The 17,042-nt window shown below is 72.9% G+C and carries 16 protein-coding genes and 1 pseudogene; 11 read left to right on the top strand and 6 right to left on the bottom strand.

Annotated features, from left to right (window positions below):
• The first annotated feature begins 74 nt into the window (after positions 1-74).
• From AB0E07_RS19445 to AB0E07_RS19435, 3 genes are read left to right on the top strand one after another with little or no spacing between them, the layout of a single operon-like run.
• The gene (locus tag AB0E07_RS19445) at positions 75-2,090 is read left to right on the top strand and encodes a putative cobaltochelatase (RefSeq protein WP_362253126.1); all 2,016 of its coding nucleotides are present in this window, start codon (positions 75-77) and stop codon (positions 2,088-2,090) included.
• A complete protein-coding gene (cobO, locus tag AB0E07_RS19440; RefSeq protein WP_362253123.1) occupies positions 2,090-2,689 on the top strand; it encodes a cob(I)yrinic acid a,c-diamide adenosyltransferase in 600 nt (199 codons plus the stop codon). The genes AB0E07_RS19445 and cobO overlap by 1 nt, the downstream gene beginning before the upstream one ends.
• Complete coding sequence (locus AB0E07_RS19435) at positions 2,689-4,038, top strand: cobyrinate a,c-diamide synthase (protein WP_362253119.1); 1,350 nt, start codon at positions 2,689-2,691, stop codon at positions 4,036-4,038. The genes cobO and AB0E07_RS19435 overlap by 1 nt, the downstream gene beginning before the upstream one ends.
• A 32-nt stretch (positions 4,039-4,070) precedes the next feature.
• On the opposite strand, the gene AB0E07_RS19430 is transcribed toward AB0E07_RS19435, so the two are convergent.
• Positions 4,071-4,802 (bottom strand): ZIP family metal transporter, encoded by a 732-nt coding sequence (locus AB0E07_RS19430; protein WP_362253115.1) that lies wholly within the window; start codon positions 4,800-4,802, stop codon positions 4,071-4,073.
• A 165-nt stretch (positions 4,803-4,967) separates the two neighbouring features.
• Between AB0E07_RS19430 and AB0E07_RS19425 the strand changes: the two are divergent.
• The 3 genes and pseudogenes from AB0E07_RS19425 to cobC all read left to right on the top strand — a co-directional run.
• Positions 4,968-5,345, top strand: a pseudogene (locus AB0E07_RS19425) (cobalamin biosynthesis protein); the annotation flags it as partial.
• A 35-nt stretch (positions 5,346-5,380) separates the two neighbouring features.
• Positions 5,381-6,178 (top strand): sirohydrochlorin chelatase, encoded by a 798-nt coding sequence (locus AB0E07_RS19420; RefSeq protein WP_362253112.1) that lies wholly within the window; start codon positions 5,381-5,383, stop codon positions 6,176-6,178.
• Positions 6,168-7,217, top strand: coding sequence for an Rv2231c family pyridoxal phosphate-dependent protein CobC (gene cobC, locus AB0E07_RS19415; protein ID WP_362253109.1), 1,050 nt, complete (start codon positions 6,168-6,170; stop codon positions 7,215-7,217). The genes AB0E07_RS19420 and cobC overlap by 11 nt, the downstream gene beginning before the upstream one ends.
• 421 nt (positions 7,218-7,638) lie before the next feature.
• Here cobC and AB0E07_RS19410 read toward each other — a convergent pair whose 3' ends face one another.
• From AB0E07_RS19410 to AB0E07_RS19390, 5 genes are all read right to left on the bottom strand, one after another.
• Positions 7,639-8,541 (bottom strand): SCO1860 family LAETG-anchored protein, encoded by a 903-nt coding sequence (locus AB0E07_RS19410; protein ID WP_362253106.1) that lies wholly within the window; start codon positions 8,539-8,541, stop codon positions 7,639-7,641.
• A 241-nt stretch (positions 8,542-8,782) separates the two neighbouring features.
• The gene (locus tag AB0E07_RS19405) at positions 8,783-9,874 is read right to left on the bottom strand and encodes an amidohydrolase family protein (RefSeq protein ID WP_362253104.1); all 1,092 of its coding nucleotides are present in this window, start codon (positions 9,872-9,874) and stop codon (positions 8,783-8,785) included.
• Between the two features lie 9 nt (positions 9,875-9,883).
• On the bottom strand, positions 9,884-10,687 hold the full coding sequence (locus AB0E07_RS19400; RefSeq protein ID WP_362253101.1) for an amino acid ABC transporter ATP-binding protein: 804 nt from the start codon (positions 10,685-10,687) through the stop codon (positions 9,884-9,886).
• On the bottom strand, positions 10,684-11,517 hold the full coding sequence (locus AB0E07_RS19395) for an amino acid ABC transporter permease (RefSeq protein WP_362253098.1): 834 nt from the start codon (positions 11,515-11,517) through the stop codon (positions 10,684-10,686). Before AB0E07_RS19395 ends, AB0E07_RS19400 begins: the two co-directional genes overlap by 4 nt.
• A 4-nt stretch (positions 11,518-11,521) precedes the next feature.
• Positions 11,522-12,367: a basic amino acid ABC transporter substrate-binding protein gene (locus AB0E07_RS19390; RefSeq protein ID WP_362253095.1), complete on the bottom strand. Its 846-nt coding sequence runs from the start codon at positions 12,365-12,367 to the stop codon at positions 11,522-11,524.
• Between the two features lie 175 nt (positions 12,368-12,542).
• On the opposite strand from AB0E07_RS19390, the gene AB0E07_RS19385 reads away from it, so the two are divergent.
• The 5 genes from AB0E07_RS19385 to thpD all read left to right on the top strand — a co-directional run bounded on the left by AB0E07_RS19385 (position 12,543) and on the right by thpD (position 17,041).
• Positions 12,543-13,634: an aminotransferase class V-fold PLP-dependent enzyme gene (locus AB0E07_RS19385; protein ID WP_362253330.1), complete on the top strand. Its 1,092-nt coding sequence runs from the start codon at positions 12,543-12,545 to the stop codon at positions 13,632-13,634.
• A gap of 286 nt (positions 13,635-13,920) precedes the next feature.
• Positions 13,921-14,427: a diaminobutyrate acetyltransferase gene (gene ectA, locus AB0E07_RS19380; protein ID WP_362253092.1), complete on the top strand. Its 507-nt coding sequence runs from the start codon at positions 13,921-13,923 to the stop codon at positions 14,425-14,427.
• 27 nt (positions 14,428-14,454) lie between these two features.
• The gene (ectB, locus tag AB0E07_RS19375) at positions 14,455-15,726 is read left to right on the top strand and encodes a diaminobutyrate--2-oxoglutarate transaminase (protein WP_362253089.1); all 1,272 of its coding nucleotides are present in this window, start codon (positions 14,455-14,457) and stop codon (positions 15,724-15,726) included.
• A 19-nt stretch (positions 15,727-15,745) separates the two neighbouring features.
• A complete protein-coding gene (locus AB0E07_RS19370; protein WP_362253086.1) occupies positions 15,746-16,150 on the top strand; it encodes an ectoine synthase in 405 nt (134 codons plus the stop codon).
• Between the two features lie 6 nt (positions 16,151-16,156).
• Positions 16,157-17,041 (top strand): ectoine hydroxylase, encoded by an 885-nt coding sequence (gene thpD / locus AB0E07_RS19365; RefSeq protein ID WP_362253084.1) that lies wholly within the window; start codon positions 16,157-16,159, stop codon positions 17,039-17,041.
• The last annotated feature ends 1 nt before the right edge of the window (position 17,042 follow it).

Here is a 17,042-nt window from a genome sequence, read left to right as displayed (position 1 = left end):
GCGGGTGTCATCCATACGGAAGCGCGAGGCGACGTCATACGTCCGCAGGCGCAAGGCGACTCGGAGGGCCGACAGTGACCACCCCTTTCCCGTTCACGGCCGTGGTCGGCCAGGACGACCTGCGCCTGGCGCTGCTGCTGAACGCGGTGTCGCCGGCGGTCGGCGGTGTCCTCGTGCGGGGCGAGAAGGGCACCGCCAAGTCGACGGCGGTACGCGCCCTGTCGGCGCTGCTGCCCGAGGTGTCCGTCGTCCCCGGCTGCCGCTTCTCCTGCGACCCCGAGCGGCCCGATCCGGCCTGCCCGGACGGACCCCATGAGCCCGGCAGCGGCGGTGCCCGCGCCGCCCGGATGGTGGAGCTGCCCGTCGGCGCCTCCGAGGACCGGCTGGTCGGCGCGCTGGACATCGAGCGGGCCCTCGCGGAGGGCGTGAAGGCGTTCGAGCCCGGCCTGCTGGCCGACGCCCACCGGGGTCTGCTCTACGTGGACGAGGTCAACCTCCTCCACGACCACCTGGTCGACCTGCTGCTGGACGCGGCCGCGATGGGCGCGTCCTACGTCGAGCGCGAGGGCGTCTCGGTGCGGCACGCCGCGCGGTTCCTGCTCGTCGGGACGATGAACCCCGAGGAGGGCGAGCTGCGGCCGCAGTTGCTCGACCGGTTCGGGCTGACCGTGGAGGTCTCGGCCTCGCGCGAGCCCGACCAGCGGGTGGAGGTGGTCCGGCGGCGGCTCGCCTACGACGACGATCCCTCGGGCTTCGCCGCCCGATGGGCCGACGAGGAGGCAGCGGTGCGCCAACGCATCGTCACGGCGCGGGAGTTGCTGCCCTCGGTGGAGCTCGGCGACGAGGCGCTGCGGCAGATCGCGGCGACCTGCGCCGCCTTCGAGGTGGACGGCATGCGGGCCGACATCGTGATGGCGCGCACCGCGACCGCGCTGGCGGCCTGGGCCGGGCGGACGGACGTGCTGGCCGAGGACGTACGGCAGGCCGCGCTGCTGGCGCTGCCGCACCGCCGGCGCCGCAACCCCTTCGACGCGCCGGGTCTGGACGAGGACAAGCTCGACCGGACGCTGGAGGAGTTCTCCGGCGACGACGATCCCGGCCCCGAGGACCCCGACCCCGGTCCCGGTCCCGGTCCGCAGGGCCCCGGCGGGGGCGGGGGCGGCGGGGCACCCGCGCCCGAGACCGGTCCCCAGGGCGGGGAGACGGGGGCACCGCCCGAGGACGGCGAGAACGGCCGGCCCCGGCCGGCCGGCGCGGGCGAGCAGTCCGCCGTACGGGCCGCCGAGCCGTTCCGCACCAAGGTGCTGAGCGTGCCCGGGATCGGCCAGGGTGCCGCCGGGCGGCGGTCCCGGGCGCGGACCGAGCACGGGCGGACCACCGGGGCCCGCAGGCCGCGCGGCACGCTGACGAAGCTGCACCTGGCGGCGACCGTGCAGGCGGCGGCCCCGCAGCAGCGGGCGCGCGGCCGGTCCGGGCCGGGGCTCGTCGTACGGCGGGACGATCTGCGGCAGGCGGTCCGGGAGGGGCGCGAGGGCAATCTCGTGCTGTTCGTCGTGGACGCCTCCGGGTCGATGGCCGCGCGGCAGCGGATGAGTGCCGTGAAGGGCGCGGTGCTGTCGCTGCTGCTCGACGCCTACCAGCGGCGGGACAAGGTGGGGCTGGTGACGTTCCGGGGGACGGCCGCGGACGTGGCGCTGCCGCCGACCTCGTCGGTGGACGCCGCCGCGGCCCGGCTGGAGTCGCTGCCGGCCGGTGGGCGCACACCGCTGGCGGCCGGGCTGCTGAAGGCCCACGAGGTGCTGCGGATCGAGCGGCTCAGGGACCCGGCGCGGCGTCCGCTGCTGGTCCTGGTGACCGACGGGCGGGCCACCGGCGGCCCCGAGCCGGTCGCGCTGGCCGGCCGGGCGGCCCGGCTGTTCGCGGCCGAGCAGGTCGCCTCGGTGGTCGTCGACTGCGAGTCGGGGATGGTGCGCCTGGGGCTCGCGGGGCAGCTCGCGGGCGAACTGGGGGGTACGGCGGTGACCCTCGACGAGCTGCGGGCGGACAGCATCGCCGGTCTGGTGAAGGACGTACAGAGGAGGGCCGCGTAATGCCTCAGGGGCAGCCGAGTGTGGTGCCGCAGGACGGACTGACGACGCGTCAGCGTCGGAACCGGCCGCTGGTGATGGTGCACACGGGCGTGGGGAAGGGCAAGTCGACCGCCGCGTTCGGCATGGCGCTGCGCGCCTGGAACCAGGGGTGGCCCATCGGGGTGTTCCAGTTCGTCAAGTCGGCGAAGTGGAAGGTCGGCGAGGAGAACGCGCTGCGGGTGCTCGGCGCCTGTGGCGAGGGCGGCACGGTCGACTGGCACAAGATGGGCGAGGGCTGGTCCTGGGTGCAGCGCGACGCGCAGCTCGACAACGAGGAGAAGGCCAAGGAGGGCTGGGAGCAGGTCAAGCGGGACCTCGCGGCCGAGCGCTACAAGCTGTACGTCCTCGACGAGTTCGCCTACCCGATGCACTGGGGCTGGGTCGACCCGGACGAGGTCGTCCAGGTGCTGCGCGACCGGCCCGGCACCCAGCACGTCGTGATCACCGGGCGGAACGCGCCCGCGCAGCTGGTGGACTTCGCCGACCTGGTGACCGACATGTCCAAGGTCAAGCACCCGATGGACGCCGGGCAGAAGGGGCAGAGGGGCATCGAGTGGTGATGTCCCAGGTCCCCCGGCTGGTCGTCGCCGCGCCCGCCTCGGGCAGCGGCAAGACCACCATCACCACGGGGCTGATGGCCGCCTTCACCGAGCGGGGCCTCGCCGTGTCCCCGCACAAGGTGGGGCCGGACTACATCGACCCCGGTTACCACGCGCTCGCGACCGGGCGGGTGGGACGCAACCTCGACGCGTACATGTGCGGGCCCGAACGGGTCGGGCCGCTGTTCCGGCACGGGGCGCGCGGCTGCGACCTCGCCCTGGTCGAGGGCGTGATGGGCCTGTACGACGGGGCCGCCGGGCAGGGTGAATTGGCGTCCACGGCGCAGGTGGCGAAGCTGCTGCGGGCGCCGGTGGTGCTGGTGGTGGACGCCTCCTCGCAGTCCCGTTCGGTGGCGGCGCTCGTGCACGGGTTCGCCTCCTGGGATCCCGAGGTGCGGCTCGGCGGCGTCATCCTGAACAAGGTCGCCTCCGACCGGCACGAGGAGCTGCTGCGGGACGCCCTGGACGAGACCGGGCTGCCCGTGCTCGGGGTCGTACGGCGGGCCGCCCGGGTGGACACGCCCTCCCGGCACCTGGGGCTCATCCCGGTCGCGGAGCGGCGGGCGGAGGCCCTGGACGCCGTCGCGGCGATGGCGGAGCAGGTGCGCGCGGGCTGCGACCTGGAGGCGCTGCTGGCGCTGGCGCGGAGCGCGGGCCCGCTGTCCTGCGAGACCTGGGAGCCGCCGCCGGCCTCGCCGGCGGGGGCACGGGCGCGGGTCGCGCTCGCCGCGGGCCCCGCCTTCACCTTCTCCTACGCCGAACACACCGAGCTGCTCACCGCCGCGGGCGCCGAGGTCGTGCCGTTCGACCCGCTGCGCGACGAGTCGCTGCCCGAGGGCACCGGCGGTCTGGTGATCGGGGGCGGGTTCCCGGAGATGTACGCCGCCGAGCTGTCCGCCAACGAGCCGCTGCGCAAGGCCGTCGCGACGCTCGCCGCGGACGGCGCCCCGATCGCCGCGGAGTGCGCCGGGCTGCTCTATCTCTGCCGCGAGCTGGACGGGCAGCCGATGTGCGGGGTCCTCGACGCGAGCGCGCGCATGAGCGGGCGGCTCACGCTCGGCTACCGGGACGCGGTGGCCGTCGGCGACAGCTCGCTCGCCGCCGCCGGGACCCGGATGCGCGGGCACGAGTTCCACCGGACCGTGGTGGAGCCGGGCGCCGGGGCGGCTCCCGCCTGGGGCATGCACACCCCGCACCGGCGGGTGGAGGGCTTCGTGCAACAGGGCGTGCACGCGAGCTATCTGCACACTCACTGGGCGGCCCGGCCCGAGGTGGCCGGCCGGTTCGTGGAGAGGTGCGCCAGGCCGTGAGAGGCAGGCCGACGAACGTCGCCGCGGGGCGGTCAGCCGCCGGCCGTGCCCACCACCAGCCAGATGAACGCCGCCCCGGCGATCGTGCACAGCACCGTGGAGCGGGCCGGGTGCTGATGGTGGGCCTCGGGCAGGATCTCCGCCGCCGCGAGGTAGAGCAGCGCGCCGCCGAACAGGCCCAGATAGCCGCCGAGCAGTCCCTCGGGAATGGTCACGAAGGTAGTCAGGGCCGCACCCACCACGGGCGCGAACGCGTCCGCGTACAGCATGGCGAGCGCCCGCTTGCGGGCGTTCCCGTACAGGCTGGTGATCGTGTACGTGTTGAAGCCGTCCGCGAAGTCGTGCGCGACCACCGCGAGCGCGACGGCCGCGCCCATGCCGCCGCCGACCTGGAAGGCCGCGCCGATCGCGACCCCGTCCATCGCGCTGTGGCCGACCATCGCCGCGGCCGCCGTGAGGCCGACCTCGGGGGTCCGCCCGTCCGACTCCTCGGCGCCGTGCGCCGCCTGACGGACCGCCAGCAGCCGCTCCACCAGGTGGGCCAGGAGGAACCCGGCCACGAACAGCAGCAGCGCGGCCGGGACGCCGTAGATCTCCTCGCCCGCCGCCTCCAGCGCCTCGGGCAGCAGGTCGAGCCCGACCACGCCCAGCATCAGGCCCCCCGCGAGGCCCAGCACCAGATGGCGACGGTCGGTCACCCGCTGGGCCGTCCAGCCGCCGGCCAGCGTCATCAGGAACGCGCCGAGCGCGACAAGGACCGCCATGGTGCCTTGCTATCGGATCGGCGGGCGTCCGCGCGTGTCCGACGCCCGCGTGCCCACTGACTTTTCCCCGCAGACCCCACCCACGCCCCGCAGACCCCGCCCACGCTCCGCAAGAAGAGGACCGACCCCATGGCCGACGCCCCCGACGGCAGGACTCCACCCGAGCCGGGCCTGGTCGTCGGCGTCGGCGCCTCGACGGGAGTGTCCGCCGAGGAGTTGCTGACGCTGATCCACGGCGCGCTGGCGGGCCTGCCGGTCCGGTCGGTCGCCGAACTCGCCACCGTGGACGCCAAGTCGGAGGAACCCGGCATCGTGGAGGCGGCACGGCGGCTGGGGGTGCCGCTGGTGACGTACGCCGCCGCCGAACTGGCTTCCGTGGCCGTGCCGAACCCCTCCGCCGCCGCGCTCGCGGCCGTGGGCACCCCGTCGGTCGCCGAGGCCTCGGCCCTCCGGCACGGCGGTGAACTCCTCGTGCCCAAGCGGAAGTCGGCCCTGGCCACCTGCGCCGTGGTACGACGTCCCGGGCCCGGCTCCACCGCCGTCCCGCACCACCACCCCGCCCGCCTTGAGGAGAAGCCGTGACCAGCCCACCGCCCGCCCTGCTCGTCGCAGGCCACGGCACTCGCGACGAGGCGGGCGCCGAGGCCTTCCGGGGCCTCGTCCGGGAGCTGGCCCGCCGGCACCCGGAGCTGTCCGTCGCGGGCGGCTTCGTGGAACGGGCCGAGCCGCCGCTCGGCGCCGCGGTCGCCGAACTCGTGGAGCGCGGCGCCCGCAGCGTCGCCGCGGTGCCGCTGACACTGCTGTCCGCCGGGCAGGCCCGGGACGGCATCCGGGCGGCGCTGGACCGCGAGCGGGAGCGCCACCCCGGGCTCTCCTGCTCCTACGGCCGCCCCCTGGGGCCGCGCCCCGCGCTCCTGGACGTGCTGGAGCGACGGCTCGACGAGGCGCTCGGCGGGCGGGACCCCGGGAGCCGCGCGGACGTCACCGTACTGCTCACCGGCCCCGGATCCACCGATCCCGCCGCCAACGCCGAGGTGCACGCGGCGGCCCGGCTGCTGTGGGAGGGGCGCGGGTACGCGGGTGTGGAGACGGCGTTCGTGTCGCTCGCGGCACCGGACGTGCCGAGCGGCCTGGACCGGTGCGTACGGCTCGGCGCGCGACGGATCGCGGTGCTGCCGTACTTCCTGTTCCCCGGGGTGCTGCCGGACCGGATGCGGCAGCAGGCCGAGGGATGGGCCGAGGCGCGTCCGGAGACCGAGGTGGTCACGGCCGGGGTGATCGGTGCGGAGCCCGAGCTGCTGGAGCTGGTGATGGAGCGGTACCGGGAGGCGGTCGCGGGTGAACCGCGCACGAGAGGACACGGCGATGAGCACTGAGGGACACGACCTGCGGCACCACGGTGACGCCGAGATGCGGGACGACGGCGCGGACCTGGTCGACCTCGCGGTGAACGTCCGCGCGGAGACTCCCCCGCCGTGGCTGCGGGAGCGCATCGCCGGCTCCCTCGGCACGCTGGCCGCCTACCCGGACGGGCGGGCGGAACGGGCGGCGGTCGCGGCCCGGCACGGGCTGCCGGCGGAGCGGGTGCTGCTGACGGCGGGCGCCGCCGAGGCGTTCGTGCTGCTGGCGCGCGCCCTGAAGGTGCGCCGCCCGGTGGTGGTGCACCCGCAGTTCACCGAGCCGGAGGCGGCGCTGCGGGACGCCGGGCACACCGTGGACCGGGTCCTGCTGCGGGAGGCGGACGGCTTCCGGCTCGACCCGGCGGCCGTGCCCGAGGAGGCGGACCTGGTGGTGATCGGCAACCCCACCAACCCGACCTCGGTGCTGCACCCGGCGGCCGGGATCGCCGCGCTGGCCCGGCCGGGGCGGACGCTGGTGGTGGACGAGGCGTTCATGGACGCGGTCCCGGGCGAGCGGGAGGCGCTGGCCGGCCGCACCGACGTACCCGGACTGGTCGTCCTGCGCAGCCTGACCAAGACCTGGGGCCTGGCCGGGCTGCGCATCGGCTACGTCCTCGCCGCCCCGGAGACGATCGCGGAGCTGGAGCGGGCCCAGCCGCTGTGGCCGGTGTCCACGCCCGCGCTGGCCGCGGCGGCGGCCTGCGTGGAGCCTCGGGCGCTGGCCGAGGCGGCCCACGCCGCCCACCGCATCGCCGCCGACCGGGCCCATCTCCTCGCGGGCCTGGAGGAGTTCGCCCCGAAGGGCCTGCGGGTGGCGGAACCGGCGGAGGGCCCCTTCGTGCTCGTCCGGCTGCCGGACGCGGCCGGGGTCCGGCGGCGGCTGCGCGACCTGGGGTTCGCCGTCCGCCGCGGGGACACCTTCCCCGGCCTCGACGAACAGTGGCTGCGCCTGGCGGTCCGGGACCGCTCGACGATCGACCGGTTCCTGCGGGCCCTGGAGCACGCGCTGGGCTGAGCGACGGCCTGACGGCGCGGACGCGGCGGAACCCGAGCCGCGGTGCGCGGCCCGTCCGGGCCGGACGCGGAGCGCGCGCTGCCGTACGCGACAGGCCCCGCCGGCACGGAACCAGGATCACCGCGCCACGGCAACCACGAGGACGGGCCCGCACCATCGCGAACGGCGGCACCGGCCGGACCGAGACCCGCACCCCCGTACGCGGCAGGCCCCGCCGGCACGGAACCGGGACCACCGCGCCACGGCAACCACGAGGCCGGGCCCGCACCATCGCGAACGGCGGCACCGGCCGGAGCGAGACCCGCACCCCCGTACGGTGCCGCCCCGCCGGGACGGACCCGGGACCACCGCGTTCCGCAGGGGCCGGGGCGGGTCGGCGGCCCCGCGCACCCACCAGGGCATCCGCGCGTCGGCCGGGGCGTCAGCTCTTGCCGCGGCGGGCCAGGGCCACCGCTCCGCCGCCCGCGAGGAGCAGGGCCAGGGCGCCGCCCGCGATGTACGGGGTCGTCGAGCTGCCGCCGGTCTCGGCGAGGCCCGCCTCCTCGACGGGGCCGCCCTGGGTCCGGATCTCCGGCTCCTCCTCGCTCGGGGCGGCGGCCGGGGCGGCCGGGGTCTCGCAGGTGGCCTTCGCCAGCGTCACCGTACCGGTCACCTCGGCCACGTTCAGCTTCAACGGGTTGACGGACACGGTCAGTTCGAGGGCCGTGGCGACGGCCGTGCGGGTGCCGGTCTCCGTCTTCGACAGGTCCAGGCGGACCTCGCCCACGCCCGGGACCTCGACGTCGGTGGGGCCGCCGGTCGTGAGCGTGACCTTCTTGCCGAGGACGGTCACGGCGCCGAGCAGGTTGGAGGTGGCCGCGGGGGCCTTGCCGGCCTCGCAGGTCGCCTTGGAGGTGACGCCCTCCAGTTCGATCAGGGAGAGCAGGGGCAGCCCCGGCACCTGGATCCTGGCGTGGGCGAGGTTGGTGTACCCCTCGGCCGCGGTGTCGGTGACAGTCGCCTTCGCCGAGGCCACGTCGGCGCTCAGGACGTTGAACGGCCGGCCGCCGTCGACGCCGTCCAGGGTGGCGGAGAGCGCGGTCTTCTCGGCGCTCCCGGGTGCCTCGACCTCGTTGAGGGAGACCGCGAGCGGGACGTTCACGGTCTTGTTGAGCAGGGACACGTCGAGCCCGGTGCGCAGGACCACGGCGCTCGCGCGGCCCTGGTCGTCGGTGGCGTGCGCGGAGCCCGCTCCGGTCAGCGCCACCGGTCCGGCGGCGAGGGCGGTGGCCGCCGCGACGGTGGCGAAACGGCGTGCGGGCATGCGGAAGTGATGGCCGTTCAAGGTGTGGGACCCCCAGAGAGACTTGCTTGGGACCCGGACAGAATTACGCACACGGAGTGAACAGGTGGCGTTCCGGCGCCACTTCACTCCAACGTGGTGTTTCCGTGAACCCTTTCGAATCGAGCGGCACGGGTGTTCCCTCCGTCCCCCGCTGTTTCCCGCCACACCGGCGCACCGCCCCGGCCGGGGTCCCGCGAGCCGGAGTGCGAAACGATCCGCCGGCCCGGCAGGTCACGCCCGGTCAACCCACGACGCGTCCGTCGAGCACGATCCGGCGGGGCGCGGCGAGGACCCGGACGTCGGCCCGGGGGTCCGTCCCGTAGACCACCAGGTCGGCCGGGGCGCCCTCCTCCAGGCCGGGGCGCCCGAGCCAGGCGCGGGCGGACCAGGTGGCCGCCGCGAGGGCGTCCTGGGCGGGCAGCCCCGCGGTGACCAGTTCCGCGACCTCGGCGGCGACCAGGCCGTGCGGCAGGGTGCCGCCCGCGTCGGTGCCGACGAAGACGGGGATGCCCGCGTCGTAGGCGCCCCGGACGGTGTCGTAGCGGCGTTCGTGGAGCCGGCGCATGTGCTCCGACCAGCGCGGGAACTTGGCCTCGCCGCCCTTGGCGAGCTTCGGGAAGGTCGCGATGTTGACCAGGGTCGGCACGATCGCGACGCCCCGCTCGGCGAACAGCGGGATCAGGTCGTCGGTGAGGCCGGTGGCGTGCTCGATGCAGTCGATGCCCGCCTCCACCAGGTCCCGCAGGGAGTTCTCGGCGAAGCAGTGCGCGGTGACCCGGGCGCCGAGCCGGTGGGCCTCGGCGATGGCGGCCTCGACCGCGTCGCGGGGCCAGGTGGGGGCCAGGTCGCCGAGGTCGCGGTCGATCCAGTCGCCGACGAGCTTGACCCAGCCGTCGCCGCGGCGGGCCTCCTGGGCGACGTACTCCACGAGGTCGGCGGGCTCGATCTCGTGGGCGTAGCCGCGGATGTAACGGCGGGTGCGGGCGATGTGCCGGCCGGCCCGGATGATCTTCGGGAGGTCCTCGCGGTCGTCGACCCAGCGGGTGTCGGAGGGGGAACCGGCGTCCCGGATGAGCAGGGTGCCGGCCTCCCGGTCGGTCAGCGCCTGCTGCTCGGCGACGTCCCGGTCCACGGGACCGTGGGCGCCGAGCCCGACGTGGCAGTGCGCGTCGACGAGGCCGGGCAGGGCCCAGCCGTCGACGGTGCGGACGTCCCGGGCGCCGGCCGGGCGGCCGTAGGTGATCCGGCCGCCGACGACCCACAGCTCGTCCCGGACGTCCTCGGGACCGACCAGGATCCGGCCTCGCACGTGCAGCACCGCGTGATCGCTCATGCCCGCACCCTAGTCAAGTGGCTGCTCGGACCCGCCCACCCGGTCCGGGTTCCCCTCTTCCACCTCAGCCATCGCCGGGTCCAGCAGCCGGGACAGGAAGTGGCGGGTGCGTTCGTGGCGGGGGCTGCCGATGACCTGGTCGGGGGTGCCGTCCTCGACGATCAGTCCGCCGTCCATGAAGACGACCCGGTCGGCGACCTCCCGGGCGAAGGTCATCTCGTGGGTGACGACCATCATCGTCATGCCCTCGTCCGCCAGCATCCGCATGACGGCGAGGACGTCGCCGACCAGTTCCGGGTCCAGGGCGGAGGTCGGCTCGTCGAAGAGCATCACCTCCGGGCCCATGGCCAGGGACCGGGCGATGGCCACCCGCTGCTGCTGGCCGCCGGAGAGGGAGGCCGGGTAGGCACCCGCCTTCTCCGCGAGCCCCACCCGCTCCAGGTTCTCGGCGGCCACCTTCGCCGCCTCGGCCTTGCCGCGCTTGAGCACCCGCCGCTGCGGCAGCGTGAGGTTCTCGGTCACCGTCAGATGCGGGAAGAGGTTGAACTGCTGGAAGACCATGCCGATCCGGCGGCGCACGGCGTCGATGTCGACGTCGGGGTCGGTGAGTTCGGTGCCGCCGACGAAGACCTGCCCCCGGGTGGGTTCCTCCAGCAGGTTCACGCAGCGCAGCAGCGTGGACTTGCCGGAGCCGGACGGGCCGATGACACAGACCACCTCGCCCTGCCGGATCTCCAGGTCGATGCCGCGCAGCACCTCGTTGTCGCCGAAGGACTTGTGCAGGCCCTGGACGTGGATCTCGGGACGGCTCACTTCACGGCCTCCTGGGCCTTGGCCTCCATGCGGCGCACGACGAAGCCGAGCGGGATCGTGACCAGCAGGTAGCACAGGCCGGCGACGAGGATCGGCGTGGAGTTGGCGGTGGTGCTGGCCAGGTCGCGGCCGTACTTGGACAGTTCGCGCTCCTCCAGGGTGACGCCGAGGAAGAGCACCAGCGAGGAGTCCTTGAAGAGCAGGACGAGTTCGTTGGTCAGCGGCGGCAGGATGATGCGGAACGCCTGCGGAATGATCACGGAGACCATGGCACGGGCGGGCGAGAAGCCCAGCGAACGGGCCGCCTCCATCTGCCCCTTGGGCACCGCCTGGATGCCCGCGCGGATGGTCTCGGCCATGTACGCGGCGGCCACCAGACCGAGCGCGAGCGCGACCTTGCCGTAGGTGCCGCCGGGGATCTCCGTGCCCGGGAAGGCCAGCGGGACCGCCACCCCGATGAAGATGAAGATCAGCAGGGCCGGCAGTCCGCGGAAGATCTCGATGTAGACCCCGGCGAACCAGCGGTAGGGGCCCACCGAGGACAGCCGCATCAGCGCGATGACCATGCCGAGCACGAGGCCGAAGACGAAGCCGGACAGCGTGTACAGCACGGTGTTCTTCAGCGCCAGCGTGATGACGTCCGGGAACATCTGCTCGGCGATGTCCGCCTGGGCGAACTGGTTCTGGAGCCGGTCCCAGTCGGCCGAGGCCGCGAAGGCGACCACGGCCGCGACGAAGACGACGTACTGCGCCCCGCGTGACAGGCGCCGTTTCTGGCGCCGGGTCAGGCCCTTCTTCTTCGGCTGGAGCTGTGCGTCCGTGTCGGTCATGGGGTCAGGACGCGGCCGGGGAGGCGGCGGACTCGTCGTACGGGCCGATCCACTTCTCGTAGATCTCCTGGTACGTGCCGTCGGCCTTGGCGTCGGCGAGCGCCTTGTTGACGGCGGCGAGCAGCTCGGTGTTGCCCTTCTTCACCGTGAACCCGTACTGCTCGCCGGTGTTGATCTGCTCGGCGACCTCGAAGGCGTCGGCGTTGGCCTGGTCCTTCAGCCAGCCCTGGACGACCGGGTAGTCGATGACCACGGCGTCGACCTGGCCGGTGCGCAGACCGTTGAGGACGGCGTCGGAGGACTCGAAGGAGACCGGGTCGAGGCCCTGGCTCTTGGCGTAGTCCTCGCCGGTGGTCTGCGCCTGGGCGCCGACCTTCTCGCCCTTGAGGTCGGCGAAGGACGTGATGCCGCTGTCCTTGTCGGCCAGCACGGCCTGGGTGGCCTCGAAGTAGGGGTCCGAGAAGTCGACGTTCTTCTTGCGCTCCTCGGTGATCGTCATACCGGCGGCGGCCAGGTCGCACTCGCCGGAGTTGAGGAAGGCACCGGTCTTGAAGTTCTCGAACGGGGTGTCGAGGATCTCCTGCTCGACACCCAGGTTCTCGGCGACCAGGTCGACCAGGGAGACGTCGAAGCCCTGCACCTCGCCGTCGATCTCCGACTGGAAGGGCGGGTAGGGCAGGTGGGTGCAGGTGGTCAGCCGGCCGCCCTTGACGAGCTCGACACCGCCGGCGGCGGTCTTGCTGCCGCTGCCGCCGTCGTCGTCCGAGGAGCAGCCGGCCACGAGCACCAGCCCTGCGGTAGCGGTGGTGGCGGCCAGGATGCGGGTCCGGCGCCCGAGGGTCGTCTTCAAGGGGGAGCCTCCTGTGGGGGAACTGTGCGTTCCGATTATAAGGAGAAGTTTGGGTTCCTCAAATCAAACCCATGGCTGTCGGGGCGTTCGGCCTAAGAAGTCGGGAGTGAGGGTGAGCGGAAGGGTGGCGGCTACTCTCGACAGGTCGACCCTCGTGAGTGAAGAGAGCACCGCCGTGACCCACCCCTTCCTGGACCTCGCCCCGATGGACGCAAGCCGGTTCGCCTCGATCGAGGACCGGGTGGCGCGGCTGCTGAGCACCTCGCAGGACGTGGTGATCATGCAGGGCGAGGCGCTGCTGCCCCTGGAGGGCGCGATCCGCGGCACGGCGGGCCCCGGCACGACCGCGCTGAACGTGATCACCGGCCCCTACGGGCAGACCTTCGGCGACTGGCTGCGGGACTGCGGGGCGACGGTGATCGACCTCGCGGTGCCGTTCCACACCGCGGTGACGGCCGGGCAGATCCGCGAGGCGTTCGCCGGGCACCCGGAGATCGACTTCGTCTCCCTGGTCCACGCGGAGGCGGCGACCGGCAACACCAACCCAGTGGCGGAGATCGGCGAGGTCGTGCGCGCCCACGGCGCCCTGTTCTACCTGGACGCGGTCGCGTCCATCGGCGCCGAGCCGGTACTGCCGGACGCCTGGGGCGTCGACCTGTGCGTGATCGGCGCGCAGAAGGCGATGGGCGGACCGGCGGGCGTGTCGGCGGTGTCGGTGAGCGAGCGGGCCTGGACCCGGATGGCGGCGAACCCGCGGGCGCCGCGCCGCTCCTACCTCTCCCTGCTGGACTGGAAGGAGCGCTGGATCGACGGCGGTCGCCGCGCGCTGCTGCACGCGCCGGCCCAGCTGGAGATGGAGGCGCTGGACGCCTGTGTGGCGCGGATCGAGGCGGAGGGCCTGGAGACGGTGATGGCGCGGCACGCCTCCGCGGCGGCGGCGACGCGCGCGGGCGCGGTGGCGCTGGGCGGGGGTCTGGAGCCCTACGTGCACGAGGCCCGGGACGCGGCGCCGGTCGCCACGACCCTCAGGACCCCGGCGGGCGTGGTCGCGGCCGAGGTGGTCGCCAAGGCCCTGGCGGAGGACCCGACCCTGCCGCTGGCCGCGGGCGGCGGCGCGCTGGCCAAGGAGATGATCCGGGTCAACCACTACGGCACCGGCGCCGACCCGGAGACGGTACGGCGCTGCCTGACCGCCCTGGGTGCCGTGCTCACGGAGTCCGGTGCGGCGGTGGACATCGAGGGCGTCGACAGGGTTACCGAATTCTGAATTCAATGTAATGGAAGAATTCCATTCCGACGGCAGCCTCCCATCTGCTTCTGCCCGCTTTTTCTCGCCCTAAACACAGCGATTCCGTAAACGCCAACCGGAGTAATTCGGGCGGGAATCGAATGCGTTACACGGTTGTGACGCGTTACACAATGCGCCCGTTTTGCGGCATAAATACAGCCCAAAAACGGACGTTCCGCCGCTCGCGCGGATAACACAGTGCCGCCGCTCGCGTAACCCCGAGCGGCGATGCATTTTTCAAATTCCGTCGGTAAGTTCATTTCGCATGACTGCCGCACAAGCAGACCTGCACATCGACCGGCCGAACGTTTCCGACGGTGCCGCGCTCTGGCGCATCGCCAAGGACTCCGAGGCCCTCGACCTGAACTCGTCCTACAGCTATCTGCTGTGGTGCCGGGACTTCGCCGGAACCTCGGCCGTCGCCCGTGACGAGCACGGGGAGCCGGTCGGCTTCGTCACCGGCTACGTACGCCCGGACCGCCCGCACACCCTGCTCGTCTGGCAGGTGGCCGTGGACGACGCCCACCGCGGCCGCGGCATCGCCGCCGCGCTGCTCGACGGGCTCGTCGCGCGGGTCGGCGACGCGTACGGCGTCACGCATGTCGAGACCACCGTCTCACCGGGCAACACCGCCTCCGAGCGGCTGTTCGCCTCGTTCGCCGAGCGGCACGGTGCCGCCCTGGAGCGCGAGGTGCTCTTCGACACGGGCCAGTTCCCCGACGGGCCGCACGACCCCGAGGTCCTCCACCGCATCGGTCCCCTCCCCCACTGAACCCCACGTATCGAGGAGCGAATCGCCGTGACCATCACCCAGCCCGACCTCAGCGTCTTCCAGACCCTGGAGTCCGAGGTGCGCAGCTACTGCCGCAGCTGGCCCACCGTCTTCGACCGGGCCCGGGGCAGCCGTATGTACGACGAGGACGGCCACGAGTACCTGGACCTCTTCGCCGGGGCCGGCTCACTGAACTACGGGCACAACAACCCGGTCCTGAAACGGGCGTTGATCGACTACCTGGAGCGGGACGGCGTCACGCACGGGCTCGACATGTCGACCACCGCCAAGCGCGGCTTCCTGCAGACCTTCCAGGACCTGGTGCTGCGGCCGCGTGACCTGCCGTACAAGGTCATGTTCCCGGGCCCGACGGGCACCAACGCCGTGGAGTCCGCGCTGAAACTGGCGCGGAAGGTGAAGGGGCGCGAGGCGATCGTGTCGTTCACCAACGCCTTCCACGGGATGTCGCTGGGCTCGCTCGCGGTGACCGGCAACGCCTTCAAGCGGGCCGGCGCCGGCATCCCGCTGGTGCACGGCACGCCGATGCCGTTCGACAACTACTTCGACGGCCAGGTCCCGGACTTCCTGTGGTTCGAGCGGCTGCTGGAGGACCAGGGGTCCGGGCTCAACAAGCCCGCCGCGGTGATCGTGGAGACCGTGCAGGGCGAGGGCGGCATCAACGTGGCCCGCCCCGAGTGGCTGCGCGCGCTCTCCGAGCTGTGCAAGCGGCAGGACATGCTGCTGATCGTCGACGACATCCAGATGGGCTGCGGCCGCACCGGCGCCTTCTTCTCCTTCGAGGAGGCGGGCGTCACCCCGGACATCGTCACCGTGTCCAAGTCCATCAGCGGCTACGGACTGCCCATGTCGCTCTGCCTGTTCATGCCGGAGCTGGACATCTGGGAGCCGGGCGAGCACAACGGCACCTTCCGCGGCAACAACCCGGCCTTCGTCACCGCCACCGCCGCCCTGGAGACCTACTGGGCCGACGGCTCGGCGATGGAGAAGCAGACCCGCACCCGCGGGGAGCAGGTCGAGCAGGAGCTGATCTCCATCACCGAGGAGAACCTCGCCGACGTGAAGGAGTACCGCGGCCGCGGTCTGGTGTGGGGCCTGGAGTTCCACGAGAAGGCCCGTGCCGCGCGCGTGGCGCAGCGCGCCTTCGAACTCGGGCTGCTCATCGAGACGTCCGGCCCGGAGAGCGAGGTCGTGAAACTGCTGCCCGCGCTGACCATCACCCCCGAAGAGCTGGACGAGGGCCTCAGCGTCCTCGCCCGCGCCGTACGAGAGACCGTCTGATCAGGAGGCGTGCAATACCGTGATCGTCCGTTCGTTCAAGGAGATCGAAGGCACCGACCGGCATGTGAAGGCCGCATCCGGCACCTGGGAGAGCAAACGCATCGTCCTCGCCAAGGAGCGGGTCGGGTTCTCCCTGCACGAGACGATTCTGTACGCGGGTACGGAGACGTCCATGTGGTACGCGAACCACATCGAGGCGGTCGTCTGTGTCGAGGGTGAGGCCGAACTGACCGATCACGAGACCGGGCTGACCCACACGATCACGCCCGGGACCATGTACCTCCTGGACGGCCACGAGCGGCACACGCTGCGCGTGAAGCAGGACTTCCGCTGCATCTGTGTCTTCAACCCGCCCGTGACCGGCCGGGAGGACCACGACGACAACGGCGTCTACCCGTTGCTCACCGAACCCGAGGAGGTGTGAGGCATCATGACGATGACTGATCTGTACCCCAGCCGCGGCGCCACCGAGGTGTCGACCTCTCGCAAGGACCCCGTGGTGTGGTCCCCGCCCGGCGCGGCGGGCCCGATCACCGCCCTGGACCTGGAGTCGTACGAACGCGACGGCTTCCTCGCGATGGAGGAACTCCTCACCGACGACGAGGTGGCGGTCTACCGGCGGGAGCTGGAGCGGCTGGTCACCGACCCGGAGATCCGGGCGGACGACCGCTCGATCATCGAGCCGCAGTCCAAGGAGATCCGCTCGGTCTTCGAGGTGCACCGGATCAGCGAGGTCTTCGCGGCCCTGGTGCGTGACGAGCGCGTGGTCGGGCGGGCTCGCCAGCTGCTCGGCTCGGACGTGTACGTCCACCAGTCCCGGATCAACGTCAAGCCGGGCTTCGGGGCCAGTGGCTTCTACTGGCACTCGGACTTCGAGACCTGGCACGCCGAGGACGGTCTGCCGAACATGCGGACGGTGTCCGTGTCGATCGCGCTCACCGAGAACCACGACACCAACGGCGGGCTCATGATCATGCCGGGCTCGCACCGGACGTTCCTCGGCTGTGCGGGAGCCACGCCGAAGGACAACTACAAGAAGTCGCTCCAGATGCAGGACGCGGGCACGCCCTCGGACGAGGCGCTGACCGAGATGGCCGGCCGGCACGGCATCCGGCTGTTCACCGGGCGGGCCGGTTCGGCGACCTGGTTCGACTGCAACTGCATGCACGGTTCCGGCGACAACATCACGCCGTTCCCCCGCAGCAACGTCTTCATCGTGTTCAACAGCGTGGAGAACGAGGCGGTCGAGCCGTTCGCGGCTCCGGTACGGCGGCCCTCGTTCATCGGGGCCAGGGACTTCACCCCGGTGAAGTGAT

This window comes from Streptomyces sp. NPDC048002, from assembly GCF_040653275.1.
GTDB lineage: Bacteria > Actinomycetota > Actinomycetes > Streptomycetales > Streptomycetaceae > Streptomyces.
The sequence above is the reverse complement of the archived record's forward strand: the minus strand, read 5'-3'. Positions and strand labels throughout refer to the sequence as shown.